The sequence below is a fragment of the Streptomyces luteireticuli genome (genome assembly GCF_041519305.1).
Lineage (GTDB): Bacteria > Actinomycetota > Actinomycetes > Streptomycetales > Streptomycetaceae > Streptomyces > Streptomyces luteireticuli.
In genome coordinates, this window is record NZ_CP167927.1 from 4,597,516 (window position 1) to 4,621,964 (window position 24,449).

Here is a 24,449-nt window from a genome sequence, read left to right on the forward strand (position 1 = left end):
ACATGGGCTTCGCTGAGAAGCGCGGCAACTACTGGCGTGGTCGATACAAGATCGCGCCTGGTAAGTACGGGACCGTACAAGACGCTTCGGGCCGAGTGATCAAGTTCGCCACGAAGCGTCAGGCCAAGAGGGCCGCCGACAGGGAAGAGGACAAGGAGGAGATCAACGTCCCCGCCCCGGTCGAAGAGGTCGAGGCGCCGAACCGGACGACCTTTGGCGAGTACGCCAGCAGTTGGTACGCCGATCAAGACCTCGCACCCTCCACCATGCAGAACTACAAGCGGCACATCGAGGAGCACCTGCTCCCCGAGTTCGAGGACGTGGCACTCGCCGACATCCTCCGTAAGGACGTCAACGCGTGGGAGAAGAGGGAGAAGGCCGCGTACGCGGCTTCCAGCGTCAAGACGTGGCGCGCGACGCTCCACCTCATGCTCGCCGATGCGGAGGACGACGGCCTCATCACTTCCAACCCCGCTGCCAAACGGCGAGGGCGGGGCAAGAGAGCCGGCCGGTCTCGCGACCGCGGTCCTGAGAAGGTCGTGACAACTCCTCTTGGCGCTCTGCTCATCGCTGAGCGGGCCGCTCTGCTGTCCGGACGCGACGATGAGTTCGTGGCCTGCATCCTGAAGGCCTACACGGGGATGCGGTGGGGTGAACTCGTCGGCTTGGAGGTGGAGTTCGTAAGGCCTCGGGCAATCCGTGTGGAGTGGCAGCTGTACGAGCTCGACACGGGCGAACTGGTCCACTGCCCGCCCAAGGACGACAGCTACCGCAACATCGACATTCCCGACTGGCTCTCGGGACTGGTGTCGGACCACATCAGGCGTACCGCATCCGGACCGTGCGGCTGTCACAGCAGGAAATACGTGTTCCGAGGACAGGGCCTTGCCCGCCAAGGCGTCTCCGGGGCGAAGCTGGTGGACGTCGCCCGTCGGGCCGAGGTGTCCACGGGCACAGTGTCTAACGTGCTGAACCGCCCGGAGAAGGTCGCCGACGAGACGCGGATTCGTGTCGAGAAGGCAATCGCCGATCTTGGGTTTATCAGGGGCGGAACGCCGGATGGGCACGCCGCTCATTGGCGCCGCAACGGGTTCGCCACGTGGGTCTTCCACCCGGCCGGCGATGGCTGGTACCCGAAGAAGGCTCCCCAGGAAGCCCGGCCGGTGCCGCTGCTGGCCGAGCCGTGGCCCGGGGTGCCGGCCCGCGGCCGAGGCGCTTCTGGCCGCGCGGAGGCGTGCTGGGTGCCGATCGCCAAGGGCATCACGCCTCACGGCCTGCGGCACACGCACCGGACCTGGATGGAGGACAGGGAACTCCTCAACACGGAGAAGGCCCTCATCGACGAGCGCATGGGCCACATAGACGGCTCGGTCTCCGCCCGCTACGCCCACGTGACCCCGGCCATGAGGCAGCGTCTGTGCGACGGCCTGACGCGGATGTGGCACGCATCACTCGAAGCTCGGCGGGCGATGAGTCCGGGATCGGCCGTGAGGATCCTCGACAGGCTGCTTCGGTCGTAGGCCCCGGGCGATCCGGGAGAAGCCGCAGCCGCGGTTTTCTCCCAGATTTCTCCCAAACGATCTCCGGAACGCAGTGAGGGCCACCTACTCAAGTTGAGTAGGTGGCCCTCATCTGCTGTTTTAGCAGTCGGGGTGGCGGGATTTGAACCCACGACCTCTTCGTCCCGAACGAAGCGCGCTGCCAAGCTGCGCTACACCCCGATGCACTCCGAGTTCCCGCTTTCGCGAGTCCCCGGCGCAACGAGCTCTACTTTAGCGGACCGGAGCCCGTAGGCGAAATCCGATTCCGGAGGCCGTGCAGGTGGGGGCGTACGCGGTCGGCGAGGGTGAGGGTGAGGGCCAGGGCGTAGAAGGCCAGGCCGAAGACGACGGCGTTGGTGGCGATGCCCGCGTAGCCGTGGAGGTCGACGTCCAGGAAGGGGTACGGGTAGCGGCCGTCGGTGCCGGGGTCGAGGAAGGCGCCGCGGATCAGGGCGAAGGGGAGGTAGAAGAGGGGATAGGCCAGCCACTGCCAGGCGTGGCGCAGGAGGAAGCCGCCGGGCGCGGTGAGCACCAGCCAGTCGAAGGCGGCCGCGAGCGGGGTCACGGTGTGGAGGAGCTGGTTGGCGACCGACTCCAGGGGGGTGCGGTCGCTGGTCATGGAGAAACCGCTGGAGTCGTTCGACAGGACGAAGTGGAAGACGAGACCCGTGATGGAGATGTAGAGCAGCGCCGCGCCCGTGATCCGCGGGGACAGGGCGGGGCGTCCGGTCCAGGCGCGGTGGGCGGACCAGGCGGAGGCGACCGCCAGCAGGAGGTTGGACTGGACGGTGAAGTAGCTGAAGAGCCGGCCCAGGTCGTCGGAGTCGATCGTGTCCAGGACGACGCCGGTGAGCGCGGCCAGGGCCACGAGCGCGCGGAAGACCGCCGTGAAGGGTCGGCGGACGGCCGGGAGCACGGCGGACGCGGGAACGCCTGCCGCGCTCGCCGCGCCGGCCCGGGTGGTGGAGGGGGTCGGGTCGATCATCCCTCCACCGTACGGGCGGTCCCGGAAACCCTCCCGGACCGGTCCCCGGCCAGGGCTTCGGCTCAGTCGCGGGCGACGAGCGTGAGGAGCGTGGCCTCGGGCGGGCAGGCGAAGCGGACCGGGGTGTAGCGGTTGGTGCCGCAGCCGGCGGAGACGTGTAGGTAGGAGCGGTGGCCGCCCGCGCGGTGGGTGGACAGGCCCTTGACCCGGCCGGTGTCGATGTCGCAGTTGGTGACCAGCGCCCCGTAGAAGGGGATGCAGAGCTGGCCGCCGTGGGTGTGGCCGGCGAGGATCAGCGGATAGCGGTCGGCCGTGAAGGCGTCCAGGACCCGCAGGTAGGGGGCGTGGACGACGGCCATCGAGAAGTCCGCGTCGGCGACCGGGCCGCCGGCGACCTCCGCGTACCGGTCCCGCTTGATGTGCGGGTCGTCCAGGCCGGTGAGCGCGATCTCCCGGCCGTCGATCTTCAGTCGGCCCCGGGTGTTGGTGAGGTCGACCCAGCCGGCCTCGTCGAAGCCGTCGCGCAGTTCCTCCCACGGGTTGTGGATCGCGCCGACGACGGGGGTGTTGCCGTTGAGGCCGTGCCGGCCGGTGGCCTTCTCGATCAAGTAGCGGGCGGGGTTGCGCAGCTTGGGCCCGTAGTAGTCGTTCGAGCCGAAGACGTACGCGCCGGGGAAGCGCATCAGCGGGCCGAGCGCGTCGAGCGTCTCGGGGACGCCCTTGGGGTCGGAGAGGTTGTCTCCGGTGTTGATCACGAAGTCGGGACGCAGCCCGGCGAGGGACTGCAGCCAGCGCTGCTTCTTGCGCTGTCCGCCGACCATGTGGATGTCGGAGACCTGCAGGACCCGCAGGGGCCGCATGCCGGGCGGCAGGACGGGCACGGTGACCCGGCGGAGCCGGAAGGAGCGGACCTCGAAGCCGGCGGCGTAGGCGAGGCCCGCCGCTCCGGCTGCTGTGATTCCCAGGGGTACTGCGTATCGCGCGCGCATACGGCCATGGTCGCAGACCTGGGCGGTGGTGGACGCCATGGGACCGGCGGGGGACGGGAGTTGTGGGGGCCGGCGGTTAATGAAGGGCACGGGCGCGGGCGGGATGCGAAGATTGCGCCATGACCACGCTCAAGGCAAAGCTCCACGACGACCTCACCGCCGCCATCAAGGCGCGCGACGAGCTGCGCTCCGCCACCCTCCGTCTGACCCTCTCCGCGATCGCCTACGAGGAGACGGCCGGCAAGACGGCCCGGGAGCTCTCCGACGACGAGGTGCTCAAGGTGATCACCCGCGAGACGAAGAAGCGCCGCGAGGCCGCCGAGGCGTTCGACAAGGGCGGCCGAGCCGACTCGGCCGAGCGCGAGCGCGCGGAGGGCGAGGTCCTCGCCGCGTACCTGCCGGCCCAGCTGTCGGACGAGGAGCTGACCGCGCTCGTCGCGGAGGCCGTGGCCGAGGCGAGGGCGGGCGGCGCCGAGGGACCGAAGGCGATGGGCGCCGTCATGAAGGCCGTCAAGCCGAAGGTGGGGAACCGTGCCGAGGGCGGCCGGGTGTCCGCCGAGGTCAAGCGGCAGCTCGCGTAAGGCGGATGCGGAAGGGGCCCGCCCGGACCGTACGTGGTCCGGGCGGGCCCCTTCGTTGTCCTTCGCCGTCCTTCGCCGTCCCGTCGGCTAGTGGGGGCGTCCGGGCTTGCCGGGCTTGCCGCCCTGGCCGGCGGGGCCGCCGCCCTTCTTGTTCTTCCCGTTCTTGTCCTTCTTGTCGGAGCCGCCGGTGTCGATGCCCGAGACGGTGTCGAAGGACGGCGCGGGCCTGCCCTCCAGGGCGCCGCTCATGGCGTCGCGCCAGATCGGCCCCGGGGTGTCACCGCCGTAGACCTGGCCGTGGTAGACGCCGCCGATGGTGATGTCCTCCATCTGCACCTCGTCGCCGGCGCCGCCGACCCACACGGCACCCGCCATGTTCGGGGTGTAGCCGACGAACCAGGCGGCCTTGCGGCCGTCCGTCGTACCGGTCTTGCCGGCGCTGTCGCGCCCGCCGAGGCCGGCCTCCTTGCCGGTGCCGTCCTCGACCACGCCCTTGAGCAGGGTGTTGACCGTCTCGGCGGTCTCCTCGGACATGGCCCGGGAGCAGCTGGTCCTGGGGATGTTCAGGGGCTTGCCGTTCGGGCCCTGCGCCGAGGTGATGAGGACGGGGGTGCAGTACGTGCCCTTGTTGGCGAAGGCGGCGTAGGCGGCGGCCATGCTCAGCGGGGACATGCCCGCGGCGCCGCCGATGGCCATGGCCGGCACCTGCTCCATCGTGGCCCCGCTGGCCGGCTTGAGGCCGAGCTTGTCCGCCATCTTCACGGCCGGGCAGATGCCGATGTCCTCGAGGAGCTGGATGTAGTAGGTGTTGACCGACTTCGCGGTGGCCTCGGCCATGCCGTAGGGGCCGACCTCGCTCCGGTTCTCGTTGTTGACCTGGTCCCCGCCGTTCTTCCAGGTGCCCTTGCAGGTCGCGATCTCGGAGGGGTACGGCATGCTGTACGGCGACGAGTACGTCTGGTTCGCCGACTTGCCCTCCTCCAGCGCCGCCGCCGCGATGATCGGCTTGAAGGTGGAGCCGGGCTGGAAGCCGTACGTCGAGCCGCCCATAGCGTGGTTGGCCGACAGGTTGATCTGCGTCTGGTCCTTGCCGAAGCCGTACGGCTTCGACTGCCCCATGCCCAGCACCTTGCCCGTCCCCGGCTCGACGATGGAGATCGCCGTGGCCACCGTGTCGCTCTGGTAGACGTGGTCGGTGATCGACTTCTGGACGGACTTCTGCGTCTGCGGGTCGAGGGTCGTGCGGATCGTCATGCCGCCCTCGTTCCACCGCTTGGCGCGGGCCTCCTTCGTCTTGCCGAAGGCGGGGTCCTGGAGGAAGACCTGGCGGACGTAGTCGCAGAAGAAGCCGGCGCCGTTGACGGCGGTGATGCAGCCGCTCTTCGGACGGCTGACGTTCAGCTTGATCGGCTTGGCCTTCTCGGCGGCGGCCTGCGCCGGGGTGATGTTCTTCAGCTCGACCATGCGCTGGAGGACCATGTTGCGCCGCTGGGCGGCCGCCTTCGGGGCGTTGACCGGGTCGAAGCGGCTGGGCGACTGGACGATGCCGGCCAGCAGGGCGGACTCGCCGAGCGTGAGGTCCTTGGCGTGCTTGCTGAAGTAGCGCTGGGAGGCGGCCTCGACGCCGTACGCCTGCTGCCCGAAGAAGGTGATGTTCAGGTAGTTGGCGAGGATGCGCTGCTTGCCCAGCTCCTTCTCGACCTGGATGGCGTACTTCAGCTCCTTGACCTTGCGGCCGAAGGTCTGCTGCGTGGCGACGGCGACCTTGTCCGGGTCGTCGCCCGCCTCCTCGACGAAGACGTTCTTGACGTACTGCTGGGTGAGGGTCGAGGCGCCCTCGGAGACCCCGCCGTTCTGCGCGTTGCGGTTGAGGGCGCGGAGCACGCCCTTGAGGTCGACCGCCCCGTGCTCGTAGAAGCGGGCGTCCTCGATGGCGACGATCGCCTTCTGCATCCAGGGGGAGATCTTGCCGAGGGGGACGACCGTGCGGTCGCGCGAGTAGACCTTGGCTATCTCGCCGCCCTCGGAGTCGAGGATGATGGTCCGCTGGCTCAGCGGGGGCGTCTTGAGGTTCGCGGGGAGCTCGTCGAAGCCTTCCACCGTCCCCTTGGCCGCCAGTCCGAAAGCGCCGATGCCCGGCAGGGCCAGGCCTGCCAGAAGGACTCCGGAGAGGACGCTGACGCCGAGGAATTTTGCGGCCTGCCGGCCCCCCGAAGAGGACCCCCCGCCCGAGCGCTTCATAGCCATGGGGGAAAGCCTACGTTCTCATTCGGCGGACAGGCGCCCGTGTGTTCGCCTACGCTGTTTTACGCCAGTCACTGCGGTTGTCTTCAGCATCACCTCTGCCCTCACTCCTGTAGGTGATGAGGCATGTCCGTATTGCCGCGTGTGTCATTGGCTGCCCCGTACGGAATGAGCGAACTGCCCATATCTGTATGGGTAAGTCGCCGATGTCGCCAGGTCACTCCGTTGGGTGATCTGCCGCGTACACATAGTCCCTTCGGGCTATCCAAGATTGGGCCCGAAGGGGGTGTTGCCCCCTGTCCTGCTTCCGTAACGTCCTCAACTGGCAACGGTGAATATGCCGCTGCCGCCGTGGGGGAGCCTCGATTCGGGAGAGGACGGCGCCAGCATGAGCTGGGTAACCGACTGGAGTGCGCAGGCCGCCTGCCGCACGACCGATCCGGACGAACTGTTCGTTCAGGGCGCAGCACAGAACCGGGCCAAAGCGGTCTGCACCGGATGCCCGGTCCGCACCGAGTGCCTGGCCGACGCGCTGGACAACCGCGTCGAGTTCGGTGTGTGGGGCGGGATGACGGAGCGCGAGCGGCGGGCGCTGCTGCGGCGCCGGCCGACGGTGACGTCGTGGCGCCGCCTGCTGGAGACGGCCCGCACGGAGTACGAGCGCGGCGCCGGCCTCCTGCCGCTGGACGAGGAGGAGTACGACGCGTACGCCGCGGCGGGCTAGTCCGCGGAGCCCCGCGCAGGGGCAGCCTGTCCGGCGCCGTCCACCGGGACGGCGGGGTCCGTCGTGGCCTGGGCCGGCAGGGGAGCCGGGGCGCCCCGGTCCGCACGGCCGGCGAGCCGCTCGCCGATGGTCCGCAGCCCCGCCAGGTCGTGCACGTCACCGGGGAGCGCGGCCACCTCGGCCACCGGTACGTCCGGATGCAGGGCCGTGAAGCGGTCGCGTGTGCGCCGCTCGCGTGTCAGCACCTGCATGCGCTCGGCGTGCAGGCGCAGGAGTCCCGCGGCCAGCCGCTCCGTCGAGACCGCGGAGTCCGCCAAGACGGAGCCCGCCGAGACCGCGGAGCCCGTGGAGGTCGCGGAGTCCCCGGGCGCAGAGTCGCTGGAGACCGCCGCAGAGTCGCTGGAGGCCGGGGCCGCCGAGGCCGTGGACTCGCTCACGGATCCCGACGGCTCGAATCCCGACGACGCACGGTGTGCCGTACCGTCGTGTGCCGTACCGCCCGATGCCGCGGAGCCCGCGGGCACTCCGGGTGACACGGGCTGGGGGAAGCCGCTCTCGGGAGAGGATGTATCGAGGGGAGTGGCGGTGCCGGGGTCATCAGCGGTACGTGTCCCAGCTTGCCCGCTGCCACGATCCACAATGCCGCCGCCGTCAAGATTTTCTGGGTAATCCGCGGTGCCGCCCGCTCCGTCCGCCGTCCCGCCCGCCGGGCGGTCCGCCGTCGCACAGGTCCCTTCCGTCAGCGCCTCGGCCGCTGCCAGCGCACGTTCCGCGGAGAGCCGCGCGGCCCCGCTCCCGTGCACCCGGTTGAGCACCAGCCCGGCCAGCGGCATCCGCTCCTCGGCCAGCCGCTGGACGAAGTACGCGGCCTCGCGCAGCGCGTCCCGTTCGGGCGCGGCCACCACCAGGAAGGCCGTTCCGGGAGCCTGGAGCAGGCGGTAGGTGGCATCGGCGCGGGTACGGAATCCGCCGAACATCGTGTCCATCGCGGCCACGAAAGTCTGTACGTCACGTAGCAGTTGGGCCCCCATCAGTTTGTTGAGGGGGCCGCTCATCACCGACATGCCGACGCCCAGGAACTTCATCCCGGCCCTGCCGCCGATCTTCGCCGGGGCCATCAGCACCTTGATGAGCCTGCCGTCCAGGAACGAGCCGAGCCGGCCCGGCGCGTCCAGGAAGTCCAGCGCCGAACGGCTCGGCGGGGTGTCGACGACGATCAGGTCCCACTCGTCGCGGGAGCGCAGCTGGCCCAGCTTCTCCATGGCCATGTACTCCTGCGTGCCGGCGAAGCCGGCCGACAGGGACTGGTAGAAGGGGTTCTCCAGGATCGCCCGGGCGCGGTCGCGGTCCGCGTGCGCCTCGACGATCTCGTCGAAGGTCCGCTTCATGTCCAGCATCATGGCGTGCAGTTCGCCGCCCGCCGACGCGTCGACGCCGGGCACGCGGCGCGGCACGTTGTCCAGTTCGTCGATCCCCATCGACTGCGCGAGCCGCCGCGCCGGGTCGATGGTCAGCACCACGGCCTTCCGGCCGCGCTCCGCCGCCCGCACGCCGAGCGCGGCGGCGGTCGTCGTCTTGCCGACCCCGCCGGAGCCGCAGCACACGACGATCCGGGTGCCGCGGTCGTCCAGGATGGCGTCGATGTCGAGAACGGTCGTCCTGTCCAGGCTCACCGGGCCTCCTCGCTCGTGCCGGTCACGATCTCCCGCGTGCGCAGTGCGCGGGCCATGCGGTAGAGCCCGGCCAGATCCACTCCGTCGCCGAGCAGCTCCAACTCGCAGGCCGGGAGGCCGAGATCCTCGATCCTGGCCCGGCTGCCGCGTTCGAGCGCGAGCCGTTCGGTGTGCTCGCGGGCCTCGTCCAGCAGCGGGGCGACCAGGGATCCGGCCGTGCCCGCCCGGTTCTCCCCGCCGGAGGAGGTCCGGGCGAGGGCGTGCGCGAGGGCCTCGGCCACGGCCGCGCGCCGGCCGTTCGCCGCCGCCTCCACGGCCGCCCCGTCCAGCACCTCGGGCCGCACCATGTTGACGACGACGCTGCCGACCGGCAGGCCCGCGGCGCGCAGCTCGGCTATGCCGTCCACGGTCTCCTGGACCGGCATCTCCTCCAACAGCGTCACCAAGTGCACCGCTGTTTCCGGGGACTTGATCACGCGCATCACCGCCTGCGCCTGATTGTGGATCGGCCCGATCCGGGCCAGCCCGGCGACCTCGTCGTTGACGTTGAGGAAGCGCGTGACACGGCCGGTCGGCGGGGCGTCCATGACGACGTGGTCGTAGACGAAGCGGCCCGTGCGGTCCTTCCTGCGCACCGCCTCGCAGGCCTTGCCCGTCAGCAGGACGTCCCGCAGCCCGGGGGCGATGGTCGTCGCGAAGTCGATCGCCCCCAGCTTTCTCAGGGCCCGGCCCGCGCTGCCGAGTTTGTAGAACATGTGGAGGTAGTCCAGCAGCGCCCGTTCGGCGTCGATGGCCAGCGCGTGGACCTCGCCGCCGCCGGGGGCAACCGCGATCTTCCGCTCCTCGTAGGGCAGCGCCTCGGTCTCGAAGAGCTGCGCGATGCCCTGCCGGCCCTCCACCTCGACCAGCAGTGTGCGTTTGCCCCCGGCCGCGAGGGCGAGTGCGAGAGCAGCGGCGACGGTGGTCTTGCCGGTACCGCCCTTGCCGCTGACGACATGGAGCCTGCTCATGGTGCGGAGCCTAACCAAGCCCCGTACGGCCTTCGCACGAGGCTGTCGGTGGGAGGCATTACAGTCGGGCCATGACCAAGTGGGAATACGCAACCGTGCCGCTGCTGGTGCACGCGACCAAGCAGATTCTGGACACCTGGGGCGAGGACGGCTGGGAGCTCGTCCAGGTCGTGCCGGGGCCCAACCCGGAGCAGCTGGTGGCCTACCTGAAGCGGGCCAAGCAGTGAGCGCCGTCGAGGCCAGGCTGGCCGAGCTCGGGCTGACGCTGCCGGACGTCGTGCCGCCGCTGGCCGCCTACCAGCCGGCCGTGCGGACCGGCGCGTATGTGTACACGGCCGGTCAGCTGCCCATGGTCAAGGGATCGATCCCGGTGACCGGCAAGGTCGGCGCCGAGGTGAGCCCGGAGCAGGCCAAGGAGCTGGCGGGCGTGTGCGCGCTCAACGCCCTAGCCGCCGTGAAGTCCGTCGTCGGCGATCTGGACAGGATCGTGCGCGTGGTGAAGGTCGTCGGCTTCGTGGCCTCCGCGCCCGACTTCACCGGCCAGCCCGCCGTGCTCAACGGGGCCAGCGAGCTGCTGGGCGAGGTCCTGGGCGAGAAGGGCGTGCACGCCCGCTCCGCCGTCGGCGTCGCGGTGCTCCCGCTGGACGCGCCGGTCGAGGTCGAGATCCAGGTCGAGGTCGCCGGCTGACGGCCGCTTCCGGGAACGGGCTCTTCCGGCTCGGGACCCTCTCGAACATCCGCCCGTGAGCACATAGCATCCGGCCATGGCGACGACCAACGGCCAGTGGTACCCACCGGAATGGCCCGACCGGATCAGGCTGCTCGCGCAGGGCGGGCTCGACCCCGTGACGCCGCGCCGCGCCGCCACGGTCCTGCTGCTGAGGGCCGGGGCGGACGACGGGATCGCCGTCCACATGCTGCGCAGACGCGCCTCCATGGCCTTCGCCGGAGGCGCGTTCGCGTATCCGGGCGGCTCCGTGGACCCGCGCGACGAACGCGACGTGCCCTGGGCCGGGCCCTCGCCCGAGGAGTGGGCCGCGCGCCTCGGCGTCGAGCCCGCGGCGGCCCAGGCCATCGTCTGCGCAGCGGTCCGCGAGACCTTCGAGGAGGCGGGCGTGCTGCTTGCCGGACCGGCTCCGGACACGGTCGTGGCCGACACCACGGGTGCGGAGTGGGCGGCCGACCGGGCCGCGCTCGTCAGCCACGAGCTGTCGTTCGGCGACTTCCTGGAGCGGCGCGGGCTGCTGCTCCGCAGCGACCTGCTGGGCGGCTGGGCGCGCTGGATCACCCCCGAGTTCGAACCGCGCCGCTACGACACCTGGTTCTTCGTCGCGGCCCTGCCCGAGGGGCAGCGCACCTGCGACGACTCCACCGAGGCGGACCTGGCGGTGTGGACCGCCCCGGCCGAGGCGGCCGCGGGCTACGACCGCGGCGAGCTGCTGATGATGCCGCCGACCGTCGCGACGCTCCGCTCGCTCCTGCCGTTCGGGAGCGTGGCCGAGGCGCTGGCGGCGGCGGGTGATCAGGATCTCACCCCGGTGCTCGCGCGCGCCGAGCTCGTCGGGGAAGAGATCGTGCTGAGCTGGCCCGGGCACGAGGAGTTCACCAAGCACCTTCCCTTCCGCCTGCCGGGCCCGCCGCACATTCCAGCGACTCCGGGAGCCGATGCATGACGAACCCAGCCGAAGCCGCCGACCTGCCGGGCCGGCCGCGCGCGGCCGCTCCGGGCGGGCCCGCCACCGAGCGCGCGACCTGCGTCCTCGCGCCCAACCCGTCCGTGATGACCCTCGACGGCACCAACACCTGGCTGCTGTCCGAGCCGGGCTCCGGCCTCGCGGTCGTCGTCGATCCGGGGCCGCTGGACGAGGGGCACCTGCGGGCGGTCGTCGCCACGGCGGAGGCGGCGGGCAAGCGGATCGCGCTGGCCCTGCTCACCCACGGCCACCACGACCACTCGGACGGAGCGGCACGGCTGTCCGAGCTCACGGGCGCCCCGGTGCGGGCGGTGGACCCGGCGCTGCGGGCCGGCGGTGGCGAGGGCCTGGCCGCGGGTGACGTGATCACCACCGGCGGGCTGGACCTGCGGGTGATCCCCACGCCGGGCCACACCGCGGACTCGGTCTCCCTCCACCTCCCGGCGGACCGCGCGGTCCTCACCGGTGACTCCGTCCTCGGCCGCGGCACGACCGTCGTCGCCCACCCGGACGGCCGTCTCGGCGACTACCTCGACTCGCTGCGCCGGCTGCGGACGCTCACCGTCGAGGAGGACGTCCGGACGATCCTGCCCGCGCACGGCCCCGTGCTGGACGACGCCAAGGGTGCCCTGGAGTACTACCTCGCCCACCGCGCCAAGCGCCTCGCCCAGGTGGAGACGGCCGTCGAGGCGGGCCACCGGACCCCCGAGGCGGTCGTCGCCCACGTCTACGCGGATGTGGACCGCGCGGTCTGGCCGGCGGCGGAGCTGTCGGTGCGGGCGCAGCTGGACTATCTGGGGGAGCACGGGCTCATCTGACGGGCCCGGCCGGGGGGGGGGGGGGGGGGGGGGGGGGGGGGGGGGGGGGGGGGGGGGGGGGGGGGGGGGGGGGAACGGCCCGTCCCGGGGCACGGGTTTCCCGGCCGGTCGCCGGGAGTCTGTCAGGTCCTGCGGTCTCCCGGGCCGTCAACCTCCGTGCCCGCCGGGCCCTTTCGGCTCCCGGTGGCCGGCGGGAGGAGGCGTTTCCGGCCGTACGAAAGCCCCGCTCCGTGAAGGAAGCGGGGCTCCGGTGCGTACGGCGCGCGTCAGCGGGAGCGCTTCGCCAGGCGCTCCACGTCCAGCAGGATCACGGCACGCGCCTCCAGGCGCAGCCAGCCGCGGCCGGCGAAGTCGGCGAGGGCCTTGTTGACCGTCTCGCGGGACGCGCCGACGAGCTGGGCGAGCTCCTCCTGGGTGAGGTCGTGCACCACGTGGATGCCCTCCTCGGACTGCACGCCGAAGCGGCGCGACAGGTCCAGCAGGGCCTTGGCGACACGGCCGGGGACGTCGGAGAAGACGAGGTCCGACATGGAGTCGTTGGTACGGCGCAGACGGCGGGCGACGGCGCGCAGCAGGGCCGTGGCCACCTCCGGGCGGGCGTTGAGCCACGGCTGGAGGTCGCCGTGGCCGAGGCCGAGGAGCTTGACCTCGGTCAGCGCGGTGGCGGTGGCGGTGCGCGGTCCGGGGTCGAAGAGGGACAGCTCGCCGATGAGCTCGCCCGGGCCCAGGACGGCCAGCATGTTCTCGCGGCCGTCGGGGGAGGTGCGGTGGAGCTTCACCTTGCCCTCGGTCACCACGTAGAGGCGGTCGCCCGGGTCGCCTTCGTGGAACAGGGCGTCGCCCCTCGCGAGGGTGACCTCGCCCATGGAGGCGCGCAGCTCAGCGGCCTGCTCGTCATCGAGCGCCGCGAAGAGCGGGGCGCGCCGCAGAACGTCGTCCACGAGTTCTCTCCTTGTCGACATGCACAGAGGACCGTGGTCCCCATGATGCCCGTCGGTAAAACTGTGTGATCAAACACAAGTGTGGCGCATCGTCGGCGGAAGCCCTACGGCAGGGGTCCGATTGGGCTGTGCTTTTCCCGCGGCCGGGGCGGATGTCACTGCTGGGCTTTAGTCTGGCCGGGTGTCCAATACGCCGGTGAGAGCACAGGGCAAGGGGGCCGGGAGGGTGACCTCGGCTCATGGTTCCGCTGTGGGCGAACGCCCCGCCGTGAAATCGTCAAACGACGCAAAAGAGGCGAAACCGAGGACCCGTCGGGCAGCCGGGACGGCGGCGGGGAAGGCGGGGCCGAAGCCCGCCGCCAAGTCGGCGGAGCAGCCGAAACAGGGGAAGCCCCCGAAGCCGTCGAAGCCGCCGAAACCGTCGGAACCGGAGTCGCGGACCGCGCTCGTCCGGCGGGCCCGGCGGATCAACCGCGAGCTCGCGGAGGTCTACCCGTACGCCCACCCGGAGCTGGACTTCGAGGACCCCTTCCAGCTCCTCGTCGCGACGGTGCTCTCCGCCCAGACCACCGACCTGCGGGTCAACCAGACCACCCCGGCCCTCTTCGCCGCCTATCCGACGCCGGAGGACATGGCGGCCGCCGACCCCGAGGCGCTGGAGCAGCTGATCCGGCCGACGGGCTTCTTCCGGGCCAAGGCCAGGTCCCTGATGGGCCTGTCCGCCGCCCTGCGGGACCGCTTCGACGGAGAGGTGCCCGGCCGTCTGGAGGACCTCGTCTCGCTCCCCGGCGTCGGCCGCAAGACGGCCAACGTCGTGCTGGGCAACGCCTTCGGGGTCCCGGGCATAACCGTCGACACGCACTTCCAGCGCCTCGTGCGCCGCTGGAAGTGGACCGACCAGACGGACCCGGAGAAGATCGAGGCCGAGGTCTGCTCGCTCTTCCCGAAGAGCGACTGGACGATGCTCTCGCACCGCGTGATCTTCCACGGCCGCCGCATCTGCCACTCCCGCAAGCCCGCCTGCGGTGCCTGCCCGATCGCCCCGCTGTGCCCGTCGTACGGCGAGGGGGAGACGGATCCGGAGAAGGCGAAGAAGCTGCTCAAGTACGAGAAGGGCGGCATGCCGGGCCAGCGGCTGAAGCCGCCGCCGGACTTCCCGGGCCCGCCCGCGCCCCCGCTGGGAGCCGGGTGAGGGGAGCGGCGCGCGGGGGCGCCGCGCGGCCGACGGGCACGGACCAGGGACGACCGGGGACAACGGGGACATGGGGAAGCGCATGAGGATCACGTACGGCCGGGACAGCCGGGAGATCACCGTCACCGCCGAGGGGCTGCCCGCCTGGCTCGAGCCGGTCGCGCAGGTCCTGCGGGACGTCGAGCCGCAGCAGTTGAGCCGCTATCTGCCCCCCGAGACGGGCGGGCGGCGCTCGGCCGTCCTGGTGCTCTTCGGCGAGGGTGCGCAAGGCCCCGAGCTGCTGCTCCTGGAGCGCGCCGGCACGCTGCGCTCGCACGCGGGGCAGTCCTCCTTCCCCGGCGGCGCCCTCGACCCGGAGGACGGCGACCCCGCCGACGGAGGGCTCGTGCGCGCCGCGTTGCGCGAGGCCGAGGAGGAGACGGGGCTCGACCCGTCGGGCGTCCAGGTCTTCGGCGTGCTGCCGGACCTGTACATCCCGGTCAGCGGGTTCGTCGTGACGCCCGTGCTCGGCTGGTGGCGCGAGCCCAGCCCGGTCGGCCCGGTCGATCCCGCCGAGACGGCCCGGGTCTTCACCGTCCCGGTCGCCGAGCTCACGGATCCGGCGAAGCGCGCGACCGCCGTCCATCCGAGCGGCCACCGCGGCCCGGTCTTCCATGTGGACGAGGCACTGGTCTGGGGCTTCACGGCGGGGGTGATCGACCGCATCCTGCACTACGCGGGCTGGGAGCGGCCCTGGGACGCCGGCCGGGAGGTCCCGCTCGACTGGAGTTCCTGACCGCCGTGCCCGGCCCCCGCGGTCCCGCCGCCGTCCCGAGTTCCGCCGCCGTCCCGCCGACACCCGCAATGCGAGGCCCTCTTCGGTGAACGTACTGGACATCGTGCTGCTGCTGGCCGCCGCCTGGTTCGCGGTCATCGGCTACCGCCAGGGGTTCGTGGTCGGCGTGCTCTCGGTGGTCGGATTCCTCGGCGGCGGCCTGGCCGCCCTCTATGTGCTGCCGCTGATCTGGGACAGCGCCGCGGGAGACCGGTCGCCGGGCACCCTGGCTGCCGTGGCGGCCGTCGTCATCGTGATCGTCTGCGCCTCCGTGGGCCAGGCCGCGACCACGCATCTGGGCAACCGGCTGCGCGGCCGCATCACCTGGTCCCCGGCCCGCGCCCTGGATGCGACGGGCGGGGCGCTGGTCAACGTCGTGGCCATGCTGCTCGTCGCCTGGCTGATCGGCTCCGCCCTCGCCGGCACCTCGCTGCCGACGCTCGGCAAACAGGTGCGCGGCTCCAAGGTGCTGCTCGGCGTCGCCCGGGTCGTGCCCGGCGAGGCCAACACCTGGTTCGCCGACTTCAGCACGGCCCTCGCCCAGAACGGCTTCCCCCAGGTCTTCGCCCCCTTCTCCGCCGAGACCATCACCTCGGTGCCGCCGCCGGACCCGGAGCTGTCGGGCAGTGCCGTCGCCGCCGAGGCGCAGCGCAGCATCGTCAAGGTCGTCGGCAACGCGCCGGGCTGCGGCAAGGTGCTGGAGGGCAGTGGGTTCGTCTTCGCACCGCACCGCGTGATGACCAACGCCCATGTGGTGGGCGGGGTGTCCGAGCCGACGGTGCAGATCGGGGGCAGGGGCCGGCTGCTGGATGCCAAGGTCGTGCTCTACGACTGGAAGCGCGACATCGCCGTCCTGAGCGTCCCCTCGCTGGACGCGCCCGCCCTGCGCTTCGCCGCGGTGGACGCCGAGAGCGGCCGGAGCGCCATCGTCGCGGGCTTCCCGGAGAACGGTGCGTACGACGTGCGGTCCGCCCGGGTCCGCAGCCGCGTCGACGCCAACGGCCCGGACATCTACCACCGCGGCTATGTGCGCCGCGACGTCTACTCCCTGTACGCGACGGTGCGGCAGGGCAACTCGGGCGGCCCGCTGCTGACCCCCGACGGGCGGGTCTACGGAGTCGTCTTCGCCAAGTCGCTCGACGACGCGGATACCGGCTACGCCCTCACGGCGGACGAGGTGCACGAGGACGTCGTGGCGGGCCGTACGGCCATGGCACAGGTCGAGACCCAGGGATGTGCGCTCTGAGCCCGTGCGGTGGAGTACGAGGAGGGGCCGGCCGCCCCGGTGTCAGCGGCCGCGGGGGTGGCGCAGCCGCGCCGAGACCCAGCGCGCGCGGCGCCGGATGATGCGCGGGATGCCGATCCTGGGGTCGGTGCCGTCCCCCGGCGGGAAGGCGTCGTGACGTCCCTCCGCCCGCTCGGGCATCTCGGTGGCCACAGTCAGTGCGGCATCGTCTTCGGCGCCGCGCTGCTGAGTCAGGTCGCGATGGTCGTGCGTCCAGCCCATACCCCGGTCTGTGCCCGGGGCGGAAGGTCGGTAATCGCCTCGGGGTCCGGCAATTGGCCTATGCACGGGGCAATTGGCCGTTCGTCGGCCAAAAGTTCGATACCGATGGGCCTTGAGGCCGCCCGGTGTTCTCCTACCGGTCCGGCTCCGGGTCCTTCAGCCAGCCGATCAGCTCCGCCGAGAAGGCCGCAGGGTCCTCCTCGTGCGGGAAGTGCCCCAGCCCGTCGAACAGCCGCCACCGGTACGGCGCTTCCACGAACTCGCCCGAACCGGCGGCGCTGCGGGTGCGCATCACCGGATCGAGTGATCCGTGGACGTGGAGCGTGGGAACGCGCACGGGACGCTTCATCCGGCGGTTGAACTGGATGCCGTCCGGCCGCGCCATCGACCGCACCATCCACCGGTACGGCTCGATGGAGCAGTGCGCCGTGGACGGGATCGTCATCGCCCGCCGGTAGACGTCGACCGCCTCGTCGTCCGGCAGCCGGGGGCCCGACCAGTCGCGCATCAGCCGGCCGACCAGCGCCGCGTCGTCCGCGACGAGCCGGCGCTCCGGCAGCCACGGCCGCTGGAAGCCCCAGACCGCGGAGCCCGCGGCCGTCTGCTGAGGGTCGGTGAGCATGGCCGAGCGCCAGCGCCGGGGGTGCGGCATCGAGGACACCGCCAGCCGGCGCACCAGCTTGGGCCGCATCACCGCGGCCGTCCAGGCCAGATAGCCGCCCAGGGCGTGCCCGACCAGCGCCGCATCCGGCTCGCCCAGCGAACGGATCACCCCGGTGATGTCCAGGGCCAGGTTCGCGGGGTCGTAGCCGCGGGGCGTGCGGTCGCTGCCGCCCACTCCGCGCAGGTCCATCGCGACCGCCCGGAAACCGGCCTCCGCCAGGGCCGGCATCTGGTGCCGCCACGTCCACCAGAACTGCGGAAAACCGTGCAGCAGCAGCACCAGCGGTCCCTCGCCCATCTCGGCGATGTGGAACCGCGCCCCGTTCGCCGCGACGTCCCGGTGCGTCCAGGGCCCGTCGGGGCGGACGACCGCCGTGGGCGACGCGGCGACGGCCGCCGGGACGGCCCGTTCCTGACCCTGCCCGGGGCCGGGGGACGCGGGCGCTGCGGAGGTATCGGGCACCGTCATACGGACGAGCGTGTCACAGATGCGTCCGCCTGGCTCGCGTCCTGGAGAGGACGGGGGTGAGGCTTGACCGTACCCAGGACCGCCGCCGTCTCCTTGGCCGAGGCCAGGGTCCTCTCCGGCTTGCTGATCTTCTTGAACTTCCGCACGGCCAGCAGCCCCAGCAGCCCCGCCAGCACCAGGAAGGCACCGCCGGTGATCAGGAACGACCAGGCGAGCCCCAGCCCCGTGCTGTGGATCCCGTACGCCGCCGCGAAGCTCAGCACCGGCAGCGAGAAGAGGGCCAGGACGCCCGCCGCGGCGATCGCGCCGCCGCCGATGCCGACCCGCTTGGCGTCCTCGCGCAGCTCGGCCTTGGCCAGCGCGATCTCGTCGTGCACCAGCGCGGACAGCTCCGTGGTGGCCGTGGCCACCAGCTGGCCGAGGCTGCGGTCACCGTCGTCGGCTGCGCTCATCGCTGCTCCCTCATCGTCGTCGCTCCGTCGTCTGCGGGTCTTCCGCGGTCCCCATGGGTCCGCCATGGGTGTTCCGCCCGTCTTCAGCGGATGTGAAGACACTCAGATCATGCCGGACCATCGTCGTCGGTGGTGCGCCCGGAGGCGACTTCCGCCAGGCGGCGGTGCTCGGCGGCCTTCGCCTCGAGGAGTGCGGCCATGCGCAGGTGGTAGTCGGGGTTGCCCTGTTCGTAGATGTCGGGGATGCCGTCCTGGTCCTCGTCCCGGTCCTCGTCGGCGCAGAGCTTCTTGTACTTGTTGTCGCGCAGCTTGAGCAGGATGCTCGCGAGGACGGCCGCGATCAGCGAACCGACCAGGACCGCCGCCTTGACCTCGCCCTCCAGCGCCGGGTCGCCGCCGAAGGCCAGCTCGCCGATGAGCAGGGAGACGGTGAAGCCGATGCCGGCCAGCGACGCGACCGCGAGCACGTCCGGCCACTTGAGGTCGGGGTTGAGCTCGGCGCGGGTGAACCGGGCGGCCAGCCAGGTGCCGCCGAAGACGCCGATCGCCTTGCCGACGATGAGGCCGAGGACCACACCGAGCGTCTCCGGCCTGCGGAAGATGTCCGAGAGCGCCCCGCCGGAGATCATCACCCCGGCGGAGAAGAGCGCGAACATCGGCACGGCCAGGCCGGCCGAGAGCGGGCGCACCAGGTGCTCGATGTGCTCGCCGGGGGACTGCCGCTCGCCGTCGTGCCGGTGGCAGCGCAGCATCAGGCCCATGGCGACGCCGGCGATGGTGGCGTGGACGCCGCTGTTGTACATCAGCGCCCAGTTGACGACGGCCAGCGGGACGTAGATGTACCAGCCCCGGACGCCCTTGCGCAGCAGCAGCCAGAAGACGAACAGACCCAGGACGGCGAAGCCCAGGGCGGCGAAGTTCAGCGTCGAGGTGAAGAAGACCGCGATGATGAGGATCGCGAAGAGGTCGTCGACGACGGCCAGCGTCAGCAGGAACGCCCGCAGCGCCGACGGCAGGGCGGTGCCGATGACCGCGAGCACAGCGAGGGCGAAGGCGATGTCGGTGGCGGTCGGGACGGCCCAGCCCTTCAGGGAGCCGCCGCCGGTGGTGGCCACCGTGGCGTAGACGAGGGCGGGGGCGGCCATGCCGCAGAGTGCGGCGATCACGGGGAGGGCGGCGGCCTTGGGGTTGCGCAGCTCGCCGGCGACCAGTTCGCGTTTGAGCTCGATGCCCGCGACGAAGAAGAAGATCGCCAGCAGCCCGTCGGCGGCCCAGTGCTGGACCGAGAGGTTCAGACCGAGTGACCCGGGGCCCAGGTGGAAGCTGCGTATGGACTCGTAGCTGTCCCTGATCGGGGTGTTCGCCCAGATCAGCGCGCCGACGGCCGCGACCAGCAGCAGGACGCCGCCGACGGTCTCGGTGCGCAGCGCGTCCGCGAGGAAGTTCCGCTCGGGCAGGGGAAGCCTGCCGAGGAAGACGGAGCGGTTGTTCTTGGGCGCGGCCACGGTGGGGACCTCCTGGGGTCGATCGACGGACACACGTGGGGGCCACGTGTGCTGAGTGCCGACCAGACTTCCCGGCGCGCCTGTGATTCTTGTCGAGATTTATACGCGTTGCGTATGTACTTTAGCCCGAATGAGTGAAGGGCGCCCGGCCGGAGCCGGACGCCCTTCACTGTGCGGGTCGTGGGATCAGTCCTCGGCAGGGGCTGCCGGGAGCTTGTTCTGGATGAGGTCCATGACCGAGGAGTCGGTCAGGGTGGTCACGTCGCCGAGCGTGCGATGCTCGGCGACGTCGCGCAGCAGCCGGCGCATGATCTTGCCGGAGCGGGTCTTGGGCAGCTCGGCCACCGGCAGGACGCGCTTGGGCTTGGCGATCGGGCCCAGCTGCTTGCCGACGTGCGCCCGCAGCTCCTCGACCAGGGCGGCCTCGTCGGCGTTCTCCCCGTCGCCGCGCAGGATGACGAAGGCGCAGATCGCCTGGGTGGTCTGGGGGTCGGTCGCGCCGACGACCGCGGCCTCGGCGACCCTCGGGTGCGAGACCAGGGCGGACTCGACCTCGGTGGTGGAGATGTTGTGGCCCGAGACGAGCATGACGTCGTCGACCCGGCCGAGCAGCCAGATGTCGCCGTCGTCGTCCTTCTTGGCGCCGTCGCCGGCGAAGTAGCGGCCCTCGAAGCGGGACCAGTAGGTGTCGAGGAAGCGCTGGTCGTCGCCCCAGATGGTGCGGAGCATCGAGGGCCAGGGCTCGGTGAGGACGAGGTAGCCGCCGGCGCCGTCGGGCACCTCGCGGGCCTCGTCGTCCACCACGGTCGCGGCGATGCCGGGGACCGGCACCTGCGCGGATCCGGGCTTGGTCTCGGTGATCCCGGGCAGCGGGCTGATCATGATGCCGCCCGTCTCGGTCTGCCACCAGGTGTCCACCACGGGGGTGCGGTTCGCGCCGATGTGTTCGCGGTACCAGACCCAGGCCTCGGGGTTGATGGGCTCGCCGACGGATCCGAGGATGCGCAGGCTGCTCAGGTCGAACTTGGCCGGGATGTCGTCGCCCCACTTCATGGCGGCGCGGATCGCGGTCGGCGCGGTGTAGAGGGTGGTCACGCCGTACTTCTGGACGATCTCCCACCAGCGGCCCCGGTGCGGGGTGTCCGGGGTGCCCTCGTAGAGGACTTCGGTGGCGCCGTTGCTGAGCGGGCCGTAGACGATGTACGAGTGGCCGGTCACCCAGCCGACGTCGGCGGTGCACCAGAAGACGTCGGACTCGGGCTTGAGGTCGAAGACCGCGTGGTGGGTGTAGGAGACCTGGGTGAGGTAGCCGCCGGAGGTGTGCAGGATGCCCTTCGGCTTACCCGTGGTGCCCGAGGTGTAGAGGATGAACAGCGGGTGCTCGGCGTCGAACGCCTCGGGGGTGTGCCGGTCGGACTGGCGCTCCACCAGGTCGTGCCACCACACGTCGCGGCCCTCGGTCCAGGCGATGTCCTCCTGGCCGGTGCGGCGGACGACGAGGACGCTGCGGACGTTCTCCGTGCCCGGGCGGGTGAGGGCCTCGTCCACGGCGGGCTTGAGCGCGGACGGCTTGCCGCGCCGGAAGCCGCCGTCGGCGGTGATGACGACGCGGGCGTCGGCGTCGTTGATCCGGGTCGCGAGGGCGTCGGCGGAGAAGCCTCCGAAGACCACCGAGTGCGGGGCCCCGATGCGCGCGCAGGCGAGCATCGACACGACCGTCTCGGGGATCATCGGCAGGTAGATCGCCACCCGGTCGCCGGGCCGGACACCCAGCTCGACCAGGGCGTTGGCGGCTCGGGAGACCTCGCTCTGCAGCTGGGCGTAGGTGATCGAGCGGGTGTCGCCCGGCTCGCCCTCGAAGTGGAGGGCCACCCGGTCGCCGAGGCCGTTCTCCACATGGCGGTCCACGCAGTTGTAGGCGACGTTGAGCTTTCCGTCGGCGAACCACTTGGCGAACGGCGGGTTCGACCAGTCCAGCGTCTCGGTCGGCTCGGTGTCCCAGCTCAGACGGCGCGCCTGCTCGGCCCAGAAGCCCAGCCGGTCGGCCCGCGCCCGCTCATAGGCCTCCGCGGTGACGTTGGCCTGCTCGGCCAGAGCGGCGGGCGGTGCGAACCGGCGCTCCTCCTTCAGCAGGTTGGCCAGGCTTTCGTTGCTCACGACATCTCCCTTTCCCAGGGGGCCCGTTGCGTCCCGGGCATAGCTCACCAGGTGGGGGCGGACCCTGACAAGGGGTGACGGAGGAATGGTGGTTTAGACCTGTAGGGATCAGTCGGCCGAGGTCAGACGGCATCGAGCACCTCGGGCCGTACGGCGGTGAAGGTGCGCGAACGCTGGTCCAGCACATAGGCCTGGGCCTCGGCCACATGGAAGTACATGCCCTGGAGGTGGAGCGTCCCCTCGGCCACGCGCCGGGCCACGCAGGAGTGCGCCATCAGGTGATCGAGCTGCTGCATCACATTGACCAGCGCCAGCCGCTCGACGTCGTCCGCCACGGGCCGCTCGGCCAGGGCCACCTCGCCGCGCCCCAGCCGGCCGATCCGCTGCATGCGCGCCAGACTCGGCCGGCCGTGCCGCAGCCAGCGGCCGAGCGGGGTCTGCGGGGCGGCCGGGTCGGCGCCGGGTGCTGCGGTGTCGAGCAGGGCCTGCATCGCCCCGCACCCCGAGTGTCCGCAGACGGTGATGCTGGCGACCTTCAGCACCTCCACGGCGTACTCCACGGCGGCGGCGACGGAGTCGCACACGGCGTCGTCGCCGGGGCGCGGCATCAGATTGCCGACGTTGCGCACGGTGAACAGGTCGCCCGGGCCGCTCGACGTGATCATGCTGGTCACCAGCCGGGAGTCGGCGCAGGTCAGGAAGAGCTGGCTGGGACGCTGGCCCTCCCGGGCGAGTCGCGCCAGCTCCTCGCGGACGAGGGGCGCCGTGTCGCGCTGGAACGCGCTCACCCCGCCGATCAGTTGGCCTCCGCCGGAGGCATCCCCCGCCGCGGTCCGGGGGCGGACGCAGTGGTGGTTGCGCCAAGGGGTCCAGGGCCGGCAGCCGTGCCCGTCGGAGGACTCGGCCACGGGGTGGCCCGTGCGCCCGGTCGTCGTGACCCAACCCCCGTGGTCACGGTGCCCGTTCGACCAGGTCTGCAACGCGTCGTAGGCGGCGTGGTCCATGAAGGACCCGCCCAGCTCCACCACCGCACCGGCCCCGTGCGGGACGCGGGAGAGCGCGCGGCGCAGCCTGGGAACCGCGAGGAACGTCAACTGGCCGTGAACGGCCACCCGGTAGTGGCCCTCCCGCTCGGCGGAGACGGTGATCCGGGTGCGCCCCAGCCGGCGCAGGGAGAGCAGGGCGGCGACGGCGATGCCGGTCGCGGTGCCCGGGAGGACGCCGAACAGCGCGACCGTGACAAGGGTGGAGATGTGAACGGGCAGTTCGCGGCGCCGCCACGTCCGCTCCGGGCGGCGGAACCCGGCCATCCGTACGCCCGCCGCGAGGACCAGCGCGGCGAGGGCGGCGACCGGCACCAGCTCCAGCGCCGAGGCGCACAGCGCGGCGCACGGCAGCACCCACATCCCGTACAGGATCACGGACTTGCGGCTGGCGGGCGTCGCACCGGCTGCCCCGGAAGCCGCCCCTCCGGTGACCGGCAGCCCTCCCAGCAGCCCGGACACGACGGTGGCGGCCCCCTGGCCGACCAACTCGCGGTCCGGCTCCCCGGCGCGGTGGCCGTCCGCGGACGGCATCAGGGTCTCCATGCCCGCCACCAGGGTCATGGTCAGCACCGCGCCGCAGACCGCGAGGAGCGGGCCGTCGGGAAGGACCGGCAGCGGCGCGATGTGCCAGTCCGGGAAAGGGATCCGGGGAAGATCCGCCCCCGCGCTCACCATGGTGGCGAGCGCCACGGCCGCGAGCGGGGCGGGCACGCCGCGGGCCGCGCGCCCGGCCCTGCCGGGCAGCCTCGGCCAGGCGGCCAGTACGGCGAGGACGCAGACGGCGGCCAGGAGCGCGGGAGCGCTCGGACGGGTCAACTCCGCGGGAAATGCCCAGGGGTTCCCCGGCAGCGGGCCGCTCAGTACGACGTGGAGCTGGCCCGCCGCGATGGTCACCCCGATGCCGGCCAGCGCGCCGCGCGCGACGGCCGGGCCCGCGGGCGGCATCACCCGGGCTACGCGGGCGGCTCCCAGGGCGACTTGCGCCAGTCCGGCCAGCACGGTGATCGCGCAGGTGGCCCGCCAGCCGAAACGCTGCACCAGCTCGGCCGTCACCGCCACGAGGCCGACGGCCGCCCCGCCGGCCCGCAGTCGTGCCCGCCCCAGACCGCCCGCGACCAGACCGCCGGCCGCCGCGGCGACCAGTCCGGCACGCGGGGGCGCTCCGGCGGCCAGCGCGACACCGAGGGACAGCGGAACCGCGGTCAGCGCCAGGGTGGCGGAGGTGGTCAAGTCCCGCCGCATCGTGGGGCGGTGGGGGCGCTCCGGCAGGTCGGCCGTGGGGCGGCCGGTCGGCGGGGGAGGAGCCGGGTGAACGTGCATGGTCGGGTCCCGTCTGCGTCGGGCGGCGGCCGGGCCAGGGGCACGACCGGGGTCACGGCGGGCAGCGCGGCTGGAGCGGCTGCGTGGCGGGGCTGCGGCGGGAGTTATCAACTCTCGGTAAACG

22 protein-coding genes and 1 tRNA gene are annotated in these 24,449 nt (G+C 72.0%); 10 read left to right on the plus strand and 13 right to left on the minus strand.

Annotated features, from left to right (window positions below):
- Positions 1-2 precede the first annotated feature (2 nt).
- A complete protein-coding gene (locus AB8735_RS20515) occupies positions 3-1,520 on the plus strand; it encodes a tyrosine-type recombinase/integrase (protein ID WP_372408730.1) in 1,518 nt (505 codons plus the stop codon).
- Positions 1,521-1,647: 127 nt separating this feature from the next.
- Here AB8735_RS20515 and AB8735_RS20520 read toward each other — a convergent pair.
- From AB8735_RS20520 to AB8735_RS20530, 3 genes are all read right to left on the minus strand, one after another.
- Positions 1,648-1,721: transfer RNA gene (locus AB8735_RS20520), tRNA-Pro, on the minus strand.
- Between the two features lie 46 nt (positions 1,722-1,767).
- On the minus strand, positions 1,768-2,526 hold the full coding sequence (locus AB8735_RS20525; RefSeq protein WP_344018984.1) for a Pr6Pr family membrane protein: 759 nt from the start codon (positions 2,524-2,526) through the stop codon (positions 1,768-1,770).
- A 62-nt stretch (positions 2,527-2,588) separates the two neighbouring features.
- Positions 2,589-3,515 carry a metallophosphoesterase gene (locus AB8735_RS20530; protein ID WP_372408731.1) on the minus strand — a complete coding sequence of 309 codons (927 nt, stop codon included), beginning with the start codon at positions 3,513-3,515 and terminating at the stop codon, positions 2,589-2,591.
- A gap of 119 nt (positions 3,516-3,634) precedes the next feature.
- On the opposite strand from AB8735_RS20530, the gene AB8735_RS20535 reads away from it, so the two are divergent.
- Positions 3,635-4,096, plus strand: a complete 462-nt coding sequence (locus tag AB8735_RS20535; RefSeq protein WP_344018980.1) for a GatB/YqeY domain-containing protein — start codon at positions 3,635-3,637, stop codon at positions 4,094-4,096.
- An 87-nt stretch (positions 4,097-4,183) separates the two neighbouring features.
- Here AB8735_RS20535 and AB8735_RS20540 read toward each other — a convergent pair whose 3' ends face one another.
- The gene (locus AB8735_RS20540; protein ID WP_344018978.1) at positions 4,184-6,343 is read right to left on the minus strand and encodes a transglycosylase domain-containing protein; all 2,160 of its coding nucleotides are present in this window, start codon (positions 6,341-6,343) and stop codon (positions 4,184-4,186) included.
- A gap of 385 nt (positions 6,344-6,728) precedes the next feature.
- On the opposite strand from AB8735_RS20540, the gene AB8735_RS20545 reads away from it, so the two are divergent.
- Positions 6,729-7,064: a WhiB family transcriptional regulator gene (locus AB8735_RS20545; RefSeq protein WP_344018976.1), complete on the plus strand. Its 336-nt coding sequence runs from the start codon at positions 6,729-6,731 to the stop codon at positions 7,062-7,064.
- On the opposite strand, the gene AB8735_RS20550 is transcribed toward AB8735_RS20545, so the two are convergent.
- Both AB8735_RS20550 and AB8735_RS20555 read right to left on the minus strand, forming a co-directional pair.
- Positions 7,061-8,737 carry an ArsA family ATPase gene (locus AB8735_RS20550; RefSeq protein ID WP_372408732.1) on the minus strand — a complete coding sequence of 559 codons (1,677 nt, stop codon included), beginning with the start codon at positions 8,735-8,737 and terminating at the stop codon, positions 7,061-7,063. The genes AB8735_RS20545 and AB8735_RS20550 overlap by 4 nt on opposite strands.
- On the minus strand, positions 8,734-9,840 hold the full coding sequence (locus AB8735_RS20555) for an ArsA-related P-loop ATPase (protein ID WP_344018972.1): 1,107 nt from the start codon (positions 9,838-9,840) through the stop codon (positions 8,734-8,736). Before AB8735_RS20555 ends, AB8735_RS20550 begins: the two co-directional genes overlap by 4 nt.
- On the opposite strand from AB8735_RS20555, the gene AB8735_RS20560 reads away from it, so the two are divergent.
- The 4 genes from AB8735_RS20560 (at position 9,819) to AB8735_RS20575 (ending at position 12,259) form a co-directional block, all read left to right on the plus strand.
- On the plus strand, positions 9,819-9,974 hold the full coding sequence (locus AB8735_RS20560) for a DUF4177 domain-containing protein (RefSeq protein WP_143650014.1): 156 nt from the start codon (positions 9,819-9,821) through the stop codon (positions 9,972-9,974). The two genes, AB8735_RS20555 and AB8735_RS20560, sit on opposite strands and share 22 nt — an antisense overlap.
- Positions 9,971-10,435: a RidA family protein gene (locus AB8735_RS20565; protein ID WP_344018965.1), complete on the plus strand. Its 465-nt coding sequence runs from the start codon at positions 9,971-9,973 to the stop codon at positions 10,433-10,435. Before AB8735_RS20560 ends, AB8735_RS20565 begins: the two co-directional genes overlap by 4 nt.
- 76 nt (positions 10,436-10,511) lie before the next feature.
- Positions 10,512-11,420: an NUDIX hydrolase gene (locus AB8735_RS20570; protein WP_344018963.1), complete on the plus strand. Its 909-nt coding sequence runs from the start codon at positions 10,512-10,514 to the stop codon at positions 11,418-11,420.
- Entirely contained in the window at positions 11,417-12,259 is an 843-nt protein-coding gene (locus tag AB8735_RS20575) for an MBL fold metallo-hydrolase (protein WP_344018961.1), read from the plus strand. Before AB8735_RS20570 ends, AB8735_RS20575 begins: the two co-directional genes overlap by 4 nt.
- 266 nt (positions 12,260-12,525) lie before the next feature.
- Here AB8735_RS20575 and AB8735_RS20580 read toward each other — a convergent pair whose 3' ends face one another.
- Positions 12,526-13,200, minus strand: a complete 675-nt coding sequence (locus AB8735_RS20580; protein ID WP_004939715.1) for a Crp/Fnr family transcriptional regulator — start codon at positions 13,198-13,200, stop codon at positions 12,526-12,528.
- 268 nt (positions 13,201-13,468) lie between these two features.
- Between AB8735_RS20580 and nth the strand changes: the two genes are divergently transcribed.
- From nth to AB8735_RS20595, 3 genes are all read left to right on the plus strand, one after another.
- Entirely contained in the window at positions 13,469-14,392 is a 924-nt protein-coding gene (gene nth / locus AB8735_RS20585; protein ID WP_344018951.1) for an endonuclease III, read from the plus strand.
- Between the two features lie 82 nt (positions 14,393-14,474).
- Positions 14,475-15,167 carry a CoA pyrophosphatase gene (locus AB8735_RS20590; RefSeq protein WP_372408733.1) on the plus strand — a complete coding sequence of 231 codons (693 nt, stop codon included), beginning with the start codon at positions 14,475-14,477 and terminating at the stop codon, positions 15,165-15,167.
- Between the two features lie 85 nt (positions 15,168-15,252).
- A complete protein-coding gene (locus AB8735_RS20595) occupies positions 15,253-16,452 on the plus strand; it encodes a MarP family serine protease (RefSeq protein WP_372408734.1) in 1,200 nt (399 codons plus the stop codon).
- 42 nt (positions 16,453-16,494) lie between these two features.
- Here the strand turns inward: AB8735_RS20595 and AB8735_RS20600 are convergent, their stop codons facing one another.
- From AB8735_RS20600 to AB8735_RS20625, 6 genes are all read right to left on the minus strand, one after another.
- On the minus strand, positions 16,495-16,713 hold the full coding sequence (locus AB8735_RS20600) for a hypothetical protein (RefSeq protein ID WP_344018943.1): 219 nt from the start codon (positions 16,711-16,713) through the stop codon (positions 16,495-16,497).
- Positions 16,714-16,846: 133 nt separating this feature from the next.
- On the minus strand, positions 16,847-17,845 hold the full coding sequence (locus AB8735_RS20605) for an alpha/beta hydrolase (RefSeq protein WP_344018940.1): 999 nt from the start codon (positions 17,843-17,845) through the stop codon (positions 16,847-16,849).
- Positions 17,842-18,297: a phage holin family protein gene (locus tag AB8735_RS20610; protein WP_344018938.1), complete on the minus strand. Its 456-nt coding sequence runs from the start codon at positions 18,295-18,297 to the stop codon at positions 17,842-17,844. Before AB8735_RS20610 ends, AB8735_RS20605 begins: the two co-directional genes overlap by 4 nt.
- Before the next feature lie 107 nt (positions 18,298-18,404).
- Positions 18,405-19,802 carry a Na+/H+ antiporter NhaA gene (nhaA, locus tag AB8735_RS20615; RefSeq protein ID WP_344018936.1) on the minus strand — a complete coding sequence of 466 codons (1,398 nt, stop codon included), beginning with the start codon at positions 19,800-19,802 and terminating at the stop codon, positions 18,405-18,407.
- Between the two features lie 186 nt (positions 19,803-19,988).
- Positions 19,989-21,959 carry an acetate--CoA ligase gene (gene acs / locus AB8735_RS20620; protein WP_372408735.1) on the minus strand — a complete coding sequence of 657 codons (1,971 nt, stop codon included), beginning with the start codon at positions 21,957-21,959 and terminating at the stop codon, positions 19,989-19,991.
- Between the two features lie 122 nt (positions 21,960-22,081).
- Positions 22,082-24,325 carry a carbonic anhydrase gene (locus AB8735_RS20625; RefSeq protein ID WP_372408736.1) on the minus strand — a complete coding sequence of 748 codons (2,244 nt, stop codon included), beginning with the start codon at positions 24,323-24,325 and terminating at the stop codon, positions 22,082-22,084.
- Positions 24,326-24,449 lie beyond the last annotated feature (124 nt).